Source organism: Pseudomonas sp. St316 (assembly GCF_018325905.1).
Taxonomy (GTDB): domain Bacteria; phylum Pseudomonadota; class Gammaproteobacteria; order Pseudomonadales; family Pseudomonadaceae; genus Aquipseudomonas.
In genome coordinates this window covers 483,291-497,219 of sequence record NZ_AP021901.1, presented here as the reverse complement: position 1 = coordinate 497,219, position 13,929 = coordinate 483,291, and the positions used below count along the sequence as shown (strand labels likewise).

Sequence of the window (13,929 nt, the reverse complement as noted above, 5' to 3'; positions counted from 1 at the left end):
ATAAAGAGAGGCCTCCTTCGGGAGGCCTTTTTTATGGGCGCCGGTTACGTGCATGATGCCTCGTCGCTCCCCCATAGAAAACGAGACTGCCCATGACTTTGCGCTTCAAGCTCTGCCTTGCCCTGTCTGCCGCGCTGCTGGCCTGCACCGCCGAAGCCGCCTCGGCCCCCGCCCCTGAAGCCCTTACCCCGTTGCTTAACGCCATTGGCGAACGCCTGGCCCTTGGCGATCAAGTGGCGTTGAGCAAATGGGACAGCCATAAACCGGTAGAAGACCGTCAGCGCGAGCGAGAAGTGATTGCCGCCGCCGTCGCCCAGGCGCCGGCCTACAAGCTGAGTGGCGAAACCGTGGAAGCGTTTTTCGCCGCCCAGATAGAAGCCAACAAAATGGTGCAGTACATCAACCTCTCCGACTGGGCCATGGCAGGCAAGGCCCCGGACCTTCCGCGCCCGGACCTGGTGGGACAGATCCGCCCGCAACTCGATCGACTGCAAAAACGCCTGCTGCAACAACTGGCCGACTTCGCCCCCTACCGCACCGACCCGCAGTGCCCGCAATGGCTGGCCCGAGCTACCCACAATGACAAGCAGCACCCCGTGCACCGCCTCGCCCTGATCCGGGCGACCGGAGAGCTGTGTATCCCCACAAAAGCTTAAAACAACACCCCTTCCCCTGTGGGAGCGAGCTTGCTCGCGATAAGGCCGGCACAGCCAATATCTCAGTGACTGACACGCCGCTATCGCGAGCAAGCTCGCTCCCACAGGGGCTGAGCGCAACAACTTGGGTCAATCCCCATCCCTGACCTATGCTGCAACCCATCACTTTTCATTTTCGGTCGATTTTCCATGGGTCGCGGTTTTTCAATCATCCTGTTGCTGCTGTTGGCGCTGCCTGCCGCTGCGCAGATCTACAAGTACACCGACGCCGAGGGCAACACCGCCTACAGCAACCAGCCGCCCCAGGGCGTACCGGCCCAGACGGTGGAGTTGCCGCCGCTCAACAGCATCGAACGCCAATCCCCGGCCAGCCCGGCCACACCGCCAGCCCCCGCCAACAACGACGAGCCGCGCAATGCCTACGAGATATTGGAACTGACGGACATCCCCAACGAAGAGGCCCTGCGCGCCAACAACGGCACCTTCACCGTTGGCGTGCACGCTCAACCGCGCCTGCGCAGCCCGCACCTGTTCCGGTTACTGTTGGACGGACAGCCCTACGGCCAGCCGAGCAACGTGCCGCGCCTGCAGTTGATGAATATCGATCGGGGCGAACACAGCCTGGCGGTTCAAGTCATCGACGGCGAAAACCTCGTGCAGCAAAGCGAAACCGTCACCTTCACCGTGCAGCGGGTGCACCAGCCATGATCCGCTGGCTGCTCGCGCTTAGCCTGGCGCTGGCGGCACTGCCAGGGGTGGCGCAGGTCTACACCTACATCGATGCCCAGGGTAATCGCGTCTTCACCGATCAGCCGCGCCCCGGCAATGCGAAGAAAGTCCAACTGCCACCCGGCAACCGGATGCCGACGCCGCCCCCGGGTACACACTCGGCGCCCACCGCCGAAGCTCGGCCCGAGCCCTTGTTTCATTACGAAATGCTCCGACTGTTGATACCCGAGCCGGACGCGACGATACGCAGCACCGCAGGCGAACTGATCGTCAGCGTCACCAGCGAACCCGGCCTGAAAAAAGGCCACCGCTACCGCCTGCTACTCGACGGCCAGCCGACGGGTGCGCCGGGGCCAAGCCCGGTGTTTGCCTTGAGCAACATCGATCGAGGCACCCATCAACTGGCGGTAGAAATCCTCGATGAGCAGGACCGCATCGTCGAACGCACCGCCAACCAGCCCTTCCATATGCAACGCATGTCACTGGCGCAAAAGCGCCGCATCAAACCCTGCGCCACGGCCGATTACGGTCAACGCCCCGAGTGCCCACTCGCCGAAAAGCCTGAAGAAGAAAAAAGCAGCATCCTGCCGTTCTTCTGATGCCGCCCAAGCTCGCGCACTATATTGGTGCAAATATTTGCACGCTACTCAGTTTCCAAACCCATTTTGGTTCGAAAGTACCCGAAAAAGCTGGCAGAACGCCACGCAACTGGGCGAAAAACACCTTTTTGAGGCTCTAAACGCTTCTTTTCGGAGCCTTGGTTTGGTTTTTGCATTTTCCTTGTAACAGCGCATTAATCGCGCGCGCAATTTGGGACCGGTCCCGATTTGCTACGCTCCAAAAGAGGTCCTGATGACCATTAGCGACGCACTACACCGCTTGCTGCTCGACAACCTCACCACCGCGACCATCCTGCTCGATGCTGAACTGCGCCTCGAGTACATGAACCCGGCGGCAGAGATGCTCCTGGCCGTCAGTGGCCAGCGCAGCCATGGGCAGTTCATCAGCGAACTGTTCACCGAATCCGCCGAGGCACTCAACTCCCTGCGCCAGGCGGTGGAACAAGCCCATCCGTTTACCAAGCGCGAAGCGATGCTCACCGCGCTGACCGGCCAGACCCTGACCGTGGACTATGCGGTTACACCGATCCTGAACAACGGCGCCACCCTGCTGTTGCTGGAAGTCCACCCGCGTGATCGCCTTCTGCGTATCACCAAGGAAGAAGCGCAATTGTCCAAGCAGGAAACCAGCAAGATGCTGGTGCGCGGCCTGGCCCATGAGATCAAGAACCCCCTCGGCGGGATCCGTGGCGCGGCGCAGTTGCTCGCCCGCGAACTGCCGGAAGAAAGCCTCAAGGACTACACCAACGTCATCATTGAAGAAGCCGACCGCCTGCGAAACCTGGTGGACCGCATGCTCGGCTCGAACAAGCTGCCATCGCTGGCGATGTGCAACGTCCATGAAGTGCTGGAGCGCGTCAGCAGCCTGGTGGAAGCGGAAAGCCAGGGTTGCATCACGCTGGTGCGCGACTATGACCCGAGCATTCCCGATGTCCTGATCGATCGCGAGCAGATGATCCAGGCCGTGCTGAACATCGTGCGCAACGCAATGCAAGCCATCAGCAGCCAGAACGAGCTGCGCCTGGGCCGCATCAGCCTGCGTACCCGCGCCATGCGCCAGTTCACCATCGGCCATGTGCGCCATCGCCTGGTGACCAAGATCGAGATCATCGACAACGGCCCGGGCATCCCTGCCGAGCTGCAGGAAACCATCTTTTTCCCCATGGTCAGCGGCCGTCCGGACGGTACCGGGCTGGGCCTGGCCATTACCCAGAACATCATCAGTCAGCATCAGGGCTTGATCGAGTGTGAAAGCCACCCCGGCCACACCACCTTCTCGATCTTCCTGCCACTGGAACAAGGAGCCACAGCGACATGAGCCGTAGTGAAACCGTGTGGATCGTCGATGACGACCGTTCTATCCGTTGGGTTCTGGAAAAAGCCTTGCAACAGGAAGGCATGACCACCCAGAGCTTCGACAGCGCCGATGGGGTGATGAGTCGCCTGGCGCGTCAGCAACCGGACGTCATCATCTCCGACATCCGCATGCCTGGCGCCAGCGGCCTGGACCTGTTGGCGCGGATTCGCGAACAGCATCCGCGGCTGCCGGTGATCATCATGACCGCCCATTCCGACCTGGACAGCGCCGTGGCGTCCTACCAGGGCGGCGCTTTCGAATACCTGCCCAAGCCATTCGACGTCGACGAAGCCGTGTCGCTGGTCAAGCGCGCCAATCAACATGCCCAGGAACAACAGGGCATGGAAGAGGTGCCGGCCCTGGCCCGCACCCCGGAAATCATCGGTGAAGCGCCGGCGATGCAGGAAGTGTTTCGCGCCATTGGGCGCCTGAGCCACTCCAACATCACCGTGCTGATCAACGGCGAGTCGGGCACCGGTAAAGAACTGGTAGCCCACGCCCTGCACCGTCACAGTCCACGGGCGGCATCGCCGTTCATCGCGCTGAACATGGCCGCGATCCCCAAGGACCTGATGGAGTCCGAGCTGTTCGGCCACGAAAAAGGTGCGTTCACCGGCGCGGCCAACCTGCGGCGCGGGCGCTTCGAGCAAGCCGACGGCGGCACGTTGTTCCTCGATGAAATCGGCGACATGCCGGCGGACACCCAGACCCGCTTGCTGCGCGTACTGGCGGACGGCGAGTTTTATCGAGTGGGCGGGCATACGCCGGTCAAAGTGGACGTGCGCATCATCGCCGCGACCCACCAGAACCTGGAAACCCTGGTTCACGCCGGCAAATTCCGTGAGGACTTGTTCCACCGCCTGAACGTGATCCGCATCCATATCCCGCGCCTGGCAGATCGTCGCGAAGACATTCCAACCCTGGCCCGGCACTTCCTCAGCCGCGCGGCCCAGGAACTGGCGGTCGAGCCCAAGCTGCTCAAGAGCGAAACCGAGGAATACCTCAAGAACCTGCCGTGGCCGGGCAACGTGCGTCAGTTGGAAAACACCTGCCGCTGGATCACGGTGATGGCTTCGGGTCGCGAAGTGCACATCAGCGACCTGCCGCCGGAGCTGTTGAGCCTGCCACAGGATTCAGCCCCGGTGACCAACTGGGAGCAAGCCCTGCGCCAGTGGGCCGACCAGGCCCTGGCCCGTGGTCAATCGAGCCTGTTGGACAGCGCCGTGCCGAGCTTCGAGCGGATCATGATCGAAACCGCCCTCAAGCACACCGCCGGCCGCCGCCGCGACGCTGCGGTGCTGCTGGGTTGGGGCCGCAATACCTTGACCCGCAAGATCAAGGAGTTGGGGATGAAGGTTGACGGTGGGGATGATGATGATGGCGAAGAGGGCTGATCGGCCGGTAACCCTTCGCTGAATTTGGAGGCCCTATCGCGAGCAAGCTCGCTCCCACAGGGTTCAGGGGTGTTCACGGGCTCGCGAACACCGAAAATCCACTGTGGGAGCGAGCTTGCTCGCGATGCTTTTAGAGGCTTCATGCACCGCATCAATGCACGGCGAACCGCAATTGCGCATGCCGCGCGAGCCTAAGCCAATCGGTAAAACGCGAAAACCCAGCCCATACAAAAGAAAAAGCCCCGCAATACGGGGCTTTTCGCAGCATCAGCAATTTTTTTGTGACAAACCATTTAAACCTGGCACGCCCCCTGCAATAACTCAATCACTACCCAGTTTCGGGGACCTTGGTACAGGCAGGCCGGGGATTCCCCATTTTATACCGGGCTCATCGAGCCCACTGTTTTGGGGGCCTTGATACAGGCAGGTCAAGGTTTCCCTTCTTTACACCAGGGCTGGACCTTCGCGGTAAGCCCTCCCGTTTTGGGGACCTTGGTACAGGCAGGCCGGGGATTCCCTCTTTTATTGCTCCTGGAGACGGACCTCCAGCCGCCAGCGATCATCGACCTCGCTGGCGGTCCACGCCCCGCGCAGTGGACGCGCCGCCACCAACGTCAGCAACAATCCCTTGTCACTCAACCGCACCCGCCAGTTCACGTCCTTGCCGTTGAACTTCAACTGGCCGTTCTGCGGCCGACCTTCTGCTTCGAACAACAACGCTACCGAGCCGTCGATGACCTCCCCGTGCAGCTTGGGTTCGGTGTTGAACCAAGCCACCACCCCACCGTCAATCACCTCGACCTGCTGCAGTACGCTCGGTTCGGGCGTGGTCAGGCGTCCGATCATCAGCCCGACCATCATGCCGAAAATCGCCAACGAGCCCATCACCCGAGGCATTAGCTTCGAACGTCGCTCGGTTTGCGGCGTAGAATGCCGCTCATCTTCATCTGCGGAGCCGTGCATGTTTCACGTCATCCTTTTTCAACCGGAAATTCCACCGAATACCGGCAACGTCATCAGGTTGTGCGCCAACAGCGGCTGCCACCTGCATTTGATCGAGCCGCTGGGCTTCGACATGGACGACAAGCGCCTGCGCCGTGCCGGTCTCGACTATCACGAGTATGCCACCTTGCAGCGTCACGCCGACCTTGCCAGTTGCCTGGAAAGCCTCGGGCATCCGCGCCTGTTCGCCTTTACCACCAAAGGTTCGCGGCCGTTCCATGACGCCAGCTTCGTCGCGGGTGATGCGTTCCTGTTCGGCCCGGAAAGCCGTGGCCTGCCGGCCGACGTGCTGGACGCCCTGCCTGCCGAACAACGCTTGCGCCTGCCGATGCGCGAAGGCTGTCGCAGCCTGAACCTGTCCAATACCGTGGCAGTGGCGGTTTATGAGGCTTGGCGGCAGAACGGGTTCGCCTGAACCCTTCCCGTCCACCAGAAACACCTGCGAGAGAAACACCTGTGGGAGCGAGCCTGTGGGAGCCGAGCTTGCTCGCGATGAGGTCGACACGGCTCAACTGCAAAACCGCGTCATCGTTCATCGCGAGCAAGCTCGGCTCCCACAGGGCTCGCTCCCACAGGTTTTGTAGCTGGCTGACAGCGCCGCTTACTGAACGGTCGCGCCGCCTTCTTGCTGCATGCGCTGCAGCTCTTGGGCGTACAGGGCATCGAAGTTCACCGGAGCCAGCATCAGGGCCGGGAACGAACCGCGGGTCACCAGGCTGTCCAGGGTTTCGCGGGCGTAAGGGAACAGGATGTTCGGGCAGAACGCGCCAAGGGTGTGGCTCATCGAAGCGGCATCCAGGTTCTTGATCAGGAAAATCCCGGCCTGTTGCACTTCGGCGATGAACGCCACTTCGTCACCGTTTTTCACAGTCACCGACAGGGTCAGCACCACTTCGTGGAAGTCATCTTCCAGCGCTTTCTGGCGAGTGTTCAGGTCCAGGCCTACGCTCGGCTCCCACTGCTGGCGAAAGATCGCCGGGCTTTTCGGGGCTTCGAAGGACAGGTCACGTACATAAATGCGCTGCAAGGAGAATTGCGGTGCGCTTTCTTCTTCGCTGGCAGCTGTGTTCTGTTGGTCAGTCATCGCAGATCCTTCTTACTTTCAGGTTCTTTCAGTGGGAAATTCAGGCCTTGAGCAGTGCGTCGAGCTTGCCGGCGCGCTCCAGGGCGAACAGATCATCGCAACCGCCCACGTGGGTGCTGCCGATCCAGATCTGCGGCACGGACGTGCGCCCGGCCTTCTGGGCCATTTGGGCGCGCAGTTGCGGCTTGCCGTCGACCTTGATCTCTTCGAAGGCCACGCCTTTGTTCTGGAGCAGGAACTTGGCTCGGGAACAATAGGGGCAGTAATCGCTGGAATAGACAACGACGTCGGGCATTTCACTTCACCAGGGGCAGATTGTCGGCTTTCCAGCTCGCCACACCGCCGGACAGCTTGGCGGCGGTGAAACCGGATTTCATCAGCTCGCGGGCGTGGGTGCCGGCGTGCTGGCCTTGGGCATCTACCAGAATCAGCGTCTTGGCCTTGTGCTTTTCCAGCTCGCCAATACGGGCGATCAGTTTGTCCTGGGGAATATTCACCGCCCCGACAATGTGGCCAGCGGCGTAATCCTTGCTCGGGCGGATGTCCACCACCACGCCGGCATCCTTGTTGACCAACGCCGTCAGCTCGGCGGTACTGAGGCTGCGACCGCCACCCTGCATCGTATGGGCTACCAGCAACGCCAGCAGTACGACGAAGATACCGACGAGAATGTAGTGGGTAGTGGCAAATTCAATCAGGTGAGCAACCATCGAAGGAGGTTCCAGGGCGTTAAAATGTCGGCCAGTATACACAGCACACAAGGCCGGCCAAACCCCGCCCGGCGGTGACGCCGTCGGAACTTACCTTTAAACTGCCCGTCCCTTTTCCATCGTCTTCTTTTAACCCGCCACGAGTGGATTCCATGACTACCACGCCTAAACCTTTGGTCCTGATGATTCTCGACGGCTTCGGTCACAGTGACAGCCACGAATCCAACGCCGTGTATTCGGCCAACAAGCCTGTGCTGGACCGTTTGTGGGCCACCGTGCCCAACGGCCTGATCTCCGGCAGCGGCATGGACGTCGGCCTGCCGGACGGGCAGATGGGCAACTCCGAAGTCGGCCACATGAACCTCGGCGCGGGCCGCGTGGTGTATCAGGACTTCACCCGCGTGACCAAATCGATCCGCGACGGTGAGTTCTTCGAAAACCCGACCATCTGCGCCGCCGTGGATAAAGCCGTGGCCGCCGGCAAGGCCGTGCACTTCATGGGCCTGCTGTCCGACGGTGGCGTGCACAGCCACCAGGACCATCTGATTGCCATGGCCGAACTGGCCTTCAAGCGCGGCGCCGAGCAGATCTACCTGCACGCGTTCCTCGATGGCCGCGACACCCCGCCGAAAAGCGCCACGTCGTCGATCGAACTCCTGGACGCAGCGTTCCAGGCACTTGGCAAGGGTCGCATCGCCAGCCTCATCGGCCGCTATTACGCCATGGACCGTGACAACCGTTGGGACCGCGTTTCCCAGGCCTATAACCTGATTGTCGACGGCAACGCCGAGTTCAACGCCGCCACCGCCCAGGAAGGCCTGCAAGCCGCCTACGAGCGCGGCGAAAGCGACGAATTCGTCAAGGCCACCACCATTGGCGAACCGGTCAAGGTTGAAGACGGCGACGCCGTAGTGTTCATGAACTTCCGCGCCGACCGCGCTCGCGAACTGACCCGCGTGTTTGTCGAAGACGACTTCAAGGAGTTCGAACGCGCTCGCCAGCCGAAACTGGCCGGTTTCGTGATGCTGACCCAATACGCCGCCAGCATCCCCGCGCCATCGGCCTTCGCCGCCGGCAGCCTGGAAAACGTGCTGGGCGACTACCTGGCGAAGAACGGCAAGACCCAACTGCGCATCGCCGAGACCGAAAAGTACGCCCACGTGACGTTCTTTTTCTCCGGCGGCCGTGAAGAACCCTTCCCGGGCGAAGAACGCATCCTGATCCCCTCGCCCAAAGTCGCCACCTACGACCTGCAACCGGAGATGAGCGCACCGGAAGTGACCGACCGCATCGTCGAGGCCATTGAAAACCAGCGTTACGACGTGATCGTGGTCAACTACGCCAACGGCGACATGGTCGGCCACAGCGGCGTGTTCGAGGCGGCGGTCAAGGCCGTGGAATGCCTGGACACCTGCGTTGGCCGCATCGTCGAGGCCCTGGAAAAGGTCGGCGGCGAAGCCCTGATCACGGCCGACCACGGCAACGTCGAGCAGATGTCCGACGAATCCACCGGCCAGGCCCACACCGCCCACACCACCGAGCCGGTGCCGTTCATCTATGTCGGCAAGCGCAACTTCAAGGTCCGCAACGGCGGCGTGCTGGCTGACGTGGCACCGACCATGCTGATGCTGCTGGGCATGGAAAAACCGGCGGAGATGACCGGGACTTCAATCCTGGTCTGATTGATCCACCAATCACCGCAAACCCTGTGGGAGCGAGCTTGCTCGCGATAGCGATCGTCCAAGCGGCATCTTTGTTGACTGTACTGGCGCTATCGCGAGCAAGCTCGCTCCCACATTGGGGTTTCTGGTGTTTTTTTAGCCAGTTATCACACAGCCCCAAATGGGCGTTTTTTTTGCAGCGTGGGGCGGGCATACTAGGCCGTCCCTTTCCCTGGTGTCGCCCGCCTCTATGCTTCGCGTCCTGATAGCCCTCGCTCTGACCTGCCTGCTCCAACCGGCCTTTGCCGACGAGCGCGCGCAAACCCAACAACAGTTGGAAGCCACGCGCCAGGACATTGCCGAGCTGAAGAAGCTGCTGGGCAAGTTGCAGGAAGAGAAATCCAGCGTGCAGAAAGACCTGCGCGGCACCGAGACCGAGATGGGCAATCTGGAGAAGCAGGTCGACGCCCTGCAAAAAGAGCTGAAGAAAAGCGAATCCGAGCTGCAGCGACTCGATGGAGAGAAAAAAAAACTCCAGAGCGCGCGCACTGAACAGCAAAAGCTGATCGCCATCCAGGCCCGGGCCGCCTACCAGAACGGCCGCCAGGAATACCTCAAGCTGCTGCTCAACCAGCAGAACCCCGAGAAGTTCGCTCGCACCCTGACTTATTACGATTACCTGAGCCAGGCCCGCCTGGAACAGCTCAAGAGTTTCAACGAAACCCTGCGCCAACTGGCCAATGTCGAAAAAGACATTGAACTGCAGCAAGCCCAGTTGCTGGTGCAAAAGAGCAGCCTCGACACCCAACGCGAAGAACTCGAGAAGGTGCGAAAGGAACGCCAGGTGGCCCTGGCCAAGCTCAATGACGACGTGAAGGCTCGCGACAGCAAGCTCAAGGCCCGCGAGCAGGACCAGGCCGAACTGGCCAATGTGTTGAAAACCATCGAAGAAACCCTGGCCCGCCAGGCCCGAGAGGCAGAAGAAGCGCGCCAGAAAGCGCTGATCGCCCAGCAGGAAGCCGAAAAAAAGCGTTTGCGTGAAGCCCAGGCCGACGCGGACGCCGGCGACGCACCGCGCAAACCAGCAAAATCGAGCCCCGGCGCGCTGGTTTCCAGCGACGGCGAAACCTTCGGCGGCGCATTTGCTTCAGCGCGAGGAAAACTTCCATGGCCGGTCAATGGTCGATTGCTTGCGCGCTTCGGTGAAACCCGCGGCGACGACACCCGCACCAAGTGGGACGGGGTGATGATCAGCGCTTCCGCCGGCAGCCAGGTACATGCCGTGCATGGCGGGCGCGTGGTCTTCGCCGACTGGTTGCGCGGCGCCGGCCTGCTGGTGATCCTGGATCACGGCAACGGTTATTTGAGCCTGTACGGCCACAACCAGACGCTGCTCAAGTCGGCGGGGGATGTGGTCAAGGCCGGAGAGTCCATCTCCACGGTCGGTAACAGTGGCGGGCAGGATACGCCAGCACTGTATTTCGCTATTCGTCAGCAGGGTCGCCCCAGTGACCCGGCCCAATGGTGTCGTGCGCAAGGATAAGCGCGCCCATCCTATTAAGGAGTTCGTTCGACATGCTGCATTTGTCCCGCCTTACCTCGCTGGCCCTGACGATCGCCCTCGTGATCGGTGCGCCCCTGGCTTTCGCCGCCGAACCAGCCCCGTCGGCCCCCGCTGCCACAGCCGCGACCGCCAAGGCCCCGCTGCCGCTGGACGAGCTGCGCACCTTTGCCGAGGTCATGGACCGGATCAAGGCCGCCTACGTCGAACCGGTGGATGACAAGATGCTGCTGGAGAACGCCATCAAAGGCATGCTCAGCAACCTTGATCCGCACTCGGCCTACCTGGGGCCGGACGACTTTGCCGAGCTGCAGGAAAGCACCAGCGGCGAATTCGGTGGCCTGGGCATCGAGGTCGGCAGCGAAGACGGCTTCATCAAGGTGGTTTCGCCGATCGACGACACACCTGCTTCCAAGGCCGGCATCCAGGCCGGTGACTTCATCGTCAAGATCAACGGCCAGCCGACGCGCGGCCAGAGCATGACCGAAGCCGTGGACAAGATGCGCGGCAAGATCGGCCAGAAGATCACCCTGACCCTGGTGCGCGACGGCGGTACGCCATTCGACGTGACCCTCACGCGGGCGGTCATCCAGGTCAAGAGCGTGAAGAGCCAGTTGCTGGAGTCGGGCTACGGTTACATCCGCATTACCCAATTCCAGGTCAAGACCGGCGAAGAAGTCGCCAAGGCCCTGGCCAAGATGCGCAAGGACAACGGCAAGAAACTCAACGGCCTGGTCCTGGACCTGCGCAACAACCCCGGCGGCGTGCTGCAATCGGCGGTGGAAGTGGTGGATCACTTCATCACCAAGGGCCTGATCGTCTACACCAAGGGCCGCATCGCCAATTCCGAGCTGCGCTTCTCGGCCACCGGCAACGACCTGAGCGAAGCCGTGCCATTGGTGGTGTTGATCAATGGCGGCAGCGCCTCGGCATCGGAAATCGTCGCCGGCGCCCTGCAGGACCAGAAGCGTGGCGTGGTCATGGGCACCACCAGTTTCGGCAAGGGCTCGGTGCAGACCGTATTGCCACTGAACAACGACCGCGCCCTGAAGATCACCACCGCGCTGTATTTCACGCCCAACGGTCGCTCCATCCAGGCCCAGGGCATCGTCCCGGACATCGAGGTGCGCAAGGCCAAGATCACCAACGAGCAGGACAGCGAATACTTCAAGGAAGCCGACCTGCAAGGTCACCTGGGCAATGGCAACGGCGGCGCCGACAAACCGACCGGTTCCGGTGGCAAAGCCAAGCCAATGCCACAGGATGACGACTATCAATTGGCCCAGGCCTTGAGCCTGCTCAAAGGGTTGAACATCACGTCCGGCCGCTGAGATGGGCCTGCGTTTCACCTTCGTCCTGCTGTGCCTGCTGGCGGGAGCCGTTAACGCGGCGCCCGCCACACCCTCTTCGCCGCACAAGGCGTACCTGAGCCTGATCATCGATGACCTGGGGCAAAACCTGCCTCGGGATCGTCGGGTACTGGCCCTCCCCGGCCCGGTCACCGCGGCGATCATGCCTGATACACCCCACGCCGCCGAATTTGCCCGCGAGGCCCATCGCGCCGGCAAACTGGTCATGCTGCACATGCCCATGGACCCGGCCACCGGGCCGTTCGCCTGGCATCCTGAGCTGCCCATCGAAGAACTGGGCAAGCGCCTCGACGCCGCGTTTGCTGCCGTGCCTTATACCAGCGGGATCAACAACCACATGGGCAGCCGCATGACCGCCCAACCCCAGGCCATGGCGTGGCTGATGGCGAATTTGCAGCAGCGACACAAGTTTTTCGTCGATAGCCGCACCAGCGCCCAGACAGTCGCCGCCGCCGAGGCGCAAAAGATTGGCCTCGCCAGCGTGTCGCGGGACGTGTTCCTGGACGACGAGCGCACCGAAACGGCCATCGCCCACCAGCTCCAGACCGCCATCGACCTGGCCCGCCGGCAAGGCTCGGCGGTGATGATCGGCCATCCCTACCCGCAGACCCTGGCCGTGCTCGAACGCGAACTGCCCAAGCTCAAGGCCCAGGGCATCGAATGGATCGACATCAAGTCGATGATCAGCCTGCGCAGCAATCGGGCGATGGTTGGGCATGGGAAGGATGGGGTTTATCGATAGCTTTCAAACCGAGTCGCCGCCATCGCGAGCAGGCTCGCTCCCACAGGGGATCTGCTGTGAACACAAATCTAGAGCTAGATGCAGAACCACTATTCTGAGCTGGACACAAAGCCTGTGCCCGATGCAGAACCACTGTGGGAGCGAGCTTGCTCGCGATGGCGGCTACACATTCGACATTGCTGCAGGCTGACCCACCGATTTCGCGAGCAAGCTCGCTCCCACAGGTTTGTTCCAGCGCTCAGAGATACCGCGCCATGATCGCGTCCACTTCACCTTCCTTGCGCAGTTCATCCAGGGCCGCTTGCAGCCGGGCAACCACGTCGTCAGGCACGTCCCTGTTCAACGCCAGGTATAGCTCGGCACTGTTGAAGCGCAGCACGGTCTTGAGATCGGTCACCCCTTCCTGACGCGCCAGGTAACGCCCGGCCGGGTCGCCGGTGGCCCACAGATCGATCTGGCCGTTGAGCAGCTTTCTGGCGTTGTCCTGATCGCGCAACACGACAATCGGCTTCAATCCTTGCTTGGCCAATGTCTCGGCAATCGCATCGCCCTTGTAGGCACCGATTTTGTATTGGCGCGCCTGCGCCAGCGAGTCGAGGGCAATACTGCTGTCGGCCTTGGCGAGCATGATCCAGTCATCCGGGCCGATGGGGCCCACCCATTTGAAAAGCTTTTCACGCTCCGGCAAACGCGCCATGACAAACACACCGTAGCCAGGTTTTTCCAAGGCGAGTTTGTAGATCCGCTCCCAAGGGAAACGCAGCGTCAGGCTGTAGGAGATGTCGGCACGCTTGAAGATTTCGCGGACGATGTCCACGGCAATGCCATGGATGTTCTCGTCCTGGGCGAAGTTCTTGCCGTTCTTGGCCATGTTGTATGGGGGGAAGTTTTCCGTCAGCAACACCAGCGACGTATCAGCGGCGCGGACGGTGCCTGCGAGCAGCAGCGTGGCACCGGCAAAGGCAAGAACGAGGCGTTTGAGCATGTCGGGCTACCGCAATCCATGGTGTGCCCAAGAGTGCCTTGGGCCCGCCATGGTGTCC

15 protein-coding genes are annotated in these 13,929 nt (G+C 61.6%); 10 read left to right on the top strand and 5 right to left on the bottom strand.

Annotated features, from left to right (window positions below; genetic code table 11):
• The first annotated feature begins 92 nt into the window (after window positions 1–92).
• From KI237_RS02180 to ntrC, 5 genes are all read left to right on the top strand, one after another.
• Window positions 93–656 (top strand): chorismate mutase, encoded by a 564-nt coding sequence (locus KI237_RS02180; protein WP_212798607.1) that lies wholly within the window; start codon window positions 93–95, stop codon window positions 654–656.
• 189 nt (window positions 657–845) lie between these two features.
• Window positions 846–1,364 (top strand): DUF4124 domain-containing protein, encoded by a 519-nt coding sequence (locus KI237_RS02175; protein WP_212798606.1) that lies wholly within the window; start codon window positions 846–848, stop codon window positions 1,362–1,364.
• A complete protein-coding gene (locus tag KI237_RS02170; RefSeq protein WP_212798605.1) occupies window positions 1,361–1,984 on the top strand; it encodes a DUF4124 domain-containing protein in 624 nt (207 codons plus the stop codon). Before KI237_RS02175 ends, KI237_RS02170 begins: the two co-directional genes overlap by 4 nt.
• 253 nt (window positions 1,985–2,237) lie before the next feature.
• Complete coding sequence (glnL, locus tag KI237_RS02165; RefSeq protein ID WP_212798604.1) at window positions 2,238–3,323, top strand: nitrogen regulation protein NR(II); 1,086 nt, start codon at window positions 2,238–2,240, stop codon at window positions 3,321–3,323.
• A complete protein-coding gene (gene ntrC / locus KI237_RS02160) occupies window positions 3,320–4,756 on the top strand; it encodes a nitrogen regulation protein NR(I) (RefSeq protein ID WP_212798603.1) in 1,437 nt (478 codons plus the stop codon). Before glnL ends, ntrC begins: the two co-directional genes overlap by 4 nt.
• 522 nt (window positions 4,757–5,278) lie before the next feature.
• Here the strand turns inward: ntrC and KI237_RS02155 are convergent.
• Window positions 5,279–5,719 (bottom strand): hypothetical protein, encoded by a 441-nt coding sequence (locus KI237_RS02155; RefSeq protein WP_212798602.1) that lies wholly within the window; start codon window positions 5,717–5,719, stop codon window positions 5,279–5,281.
• Here KI237_RS02155 and trmL point away from each other — a divergent pair.
• Window positions 5,718–6,173 carry a tRNA (uridine(34)/cytosine(34)/5-carboxymethylaminomethyluridine(34)-2'-O)-methyltransferase TrmL gene (gene trmL, locus KI237_RS02150; protein WP_053117534.1) on the top strand — a complete coding sequence of 152 codons (456 nt, stop codon included), beginning with the start codon at window positions 5,718–5,720 and terminating at the stop codon, window positions 6,171–6,173. The two genes, KI237_RS02155 and trmL, sit on opposite strands and share 2 nt — an antisense overlap.
• A gap of 186 nt (window positions 6,174–6,359) precedes the next feature.
• Here the strand turns inward: trmL and secB are convergent, their stop codons facing one another.
• Genes secB through KI237_RS02135 form a run of 3 tightly spaced genes read right to left on the bottom strand, consistent with a single transcriptional unit; the run spans window position 6,360 to window position 7,552 of the window.
• Window positions 6,360–6,842, bottom strand: a complete 483-nt coding sequence (secB, locus tag KI237_RS02145; protein ID WP_212798601.1) for a protein-export chaperone SecB — start codon at window positions 6,840–6,842, stop codon at window positions 6,360–6,362.
• Window positions 6,843–6,882: 40 nt separating this feature from the next.
• On the bottom strand, window positions 6,883–7,137 hold the full coding sequence (grxC, locus tag KI237_RS02140; protein ID WP_212798600.1) for a glutaredoxin 3: 255 nt from the start codon (window positions 7,135–7,137) through the stop codon (window positions 6,883–6,885).
• Window position 7,138: 1 nt separating this feature from the next.
• A complete protein-coding gene (locus tag KI237_RS02135; RefSeq protein ID WP_212798599.1) occupies window positions 7,139–7,552 on the bottom strand; it encodes a rhodanese-like domain-containing protein in 414 nt (137 codons plus the stop codon).
• A 152-nt stretch (window positions 7,553–7,704) separates the two neighbouring features.
• Between KI237_RS02135 and gpmI the strand changes: the two genes are divergently transcribed.
• The 4 genes from gpmI to KI237_RS02115 all read left to right on the top strand — a co-directional run bounded on the left by gpmI (window position 7,705) and on the right by KI237_RS02115 (window position 12,886).
• Complete coding sequence (gene gpmI / locus KI237_RS02130) at window positions 7,705–9,234, top strand: 2,3-bisphosphoglycerate-independent phosphoglycerate mutase (RefSeq protein WP_212798598.1); 1,530 nt, start codon at window positions 7,705–7,707, stop codon at window positions 9,232–9,234.
• A 229-nt stretch (window positions 9,235–9,463) separates the two neighbouring features.
• Window positions 9,464–10,756 carry a murein hydrolase activator EnvC family protein gene (locus KI237_RS02125; protein ID WP_212798597.1) on the top strand — a complete coding sequence of 431 codons (1,293 nt, stop codon included), beginning with the start codon at window positions 9,464–9,466 and terminating at the stop codon, window positions 10,754–10,756.
• A gap of 32 nt (window positions 10,757–10,788) precedes the next feature.
• Window positions 10,789–12,105, top strand: a complete 1,317-nt coding sequence (locus KI237_RS02120; protein WP_212798596.1) for a S41 family peptidase — start codon at window positions 10,789–10,791, stop codon at window positions 12,103–12,105.
• Between the two features lies 1 nt (window position 12,106).
• Complete coding sequence (locus KI237_RS02115) at window positions 12,107–12,886, top strand: divergent polysaccharide deacetylase family protein (RefSeq protein ID WP_212798595.1); 780 nt, start codon at window positions 12,107–12,109, stop codon at window positions 12,884–12,886.
• Between the two features lie 238 nt (window positions 12,887–13,124).
• Here KI237_RS02115 and KI237_RS02110 read toward each other — a convergent pair whose 3' ends face one another.
• The gene (locus tag KI237_RS02110; RefSeq protein WP_212798594.1) at window positions 13,125–13,871 is read right to left on the bottom strand and encodes a substrate-binding periplasmic protein; all 747 of its coding nucleotides are present in this window, start codon (window positions 13,869–13,871) and stop codon (window positions 13,125–13,127) included.
• Window positions 13,872–13,929 lie beyond the last annotated feature (58 nt).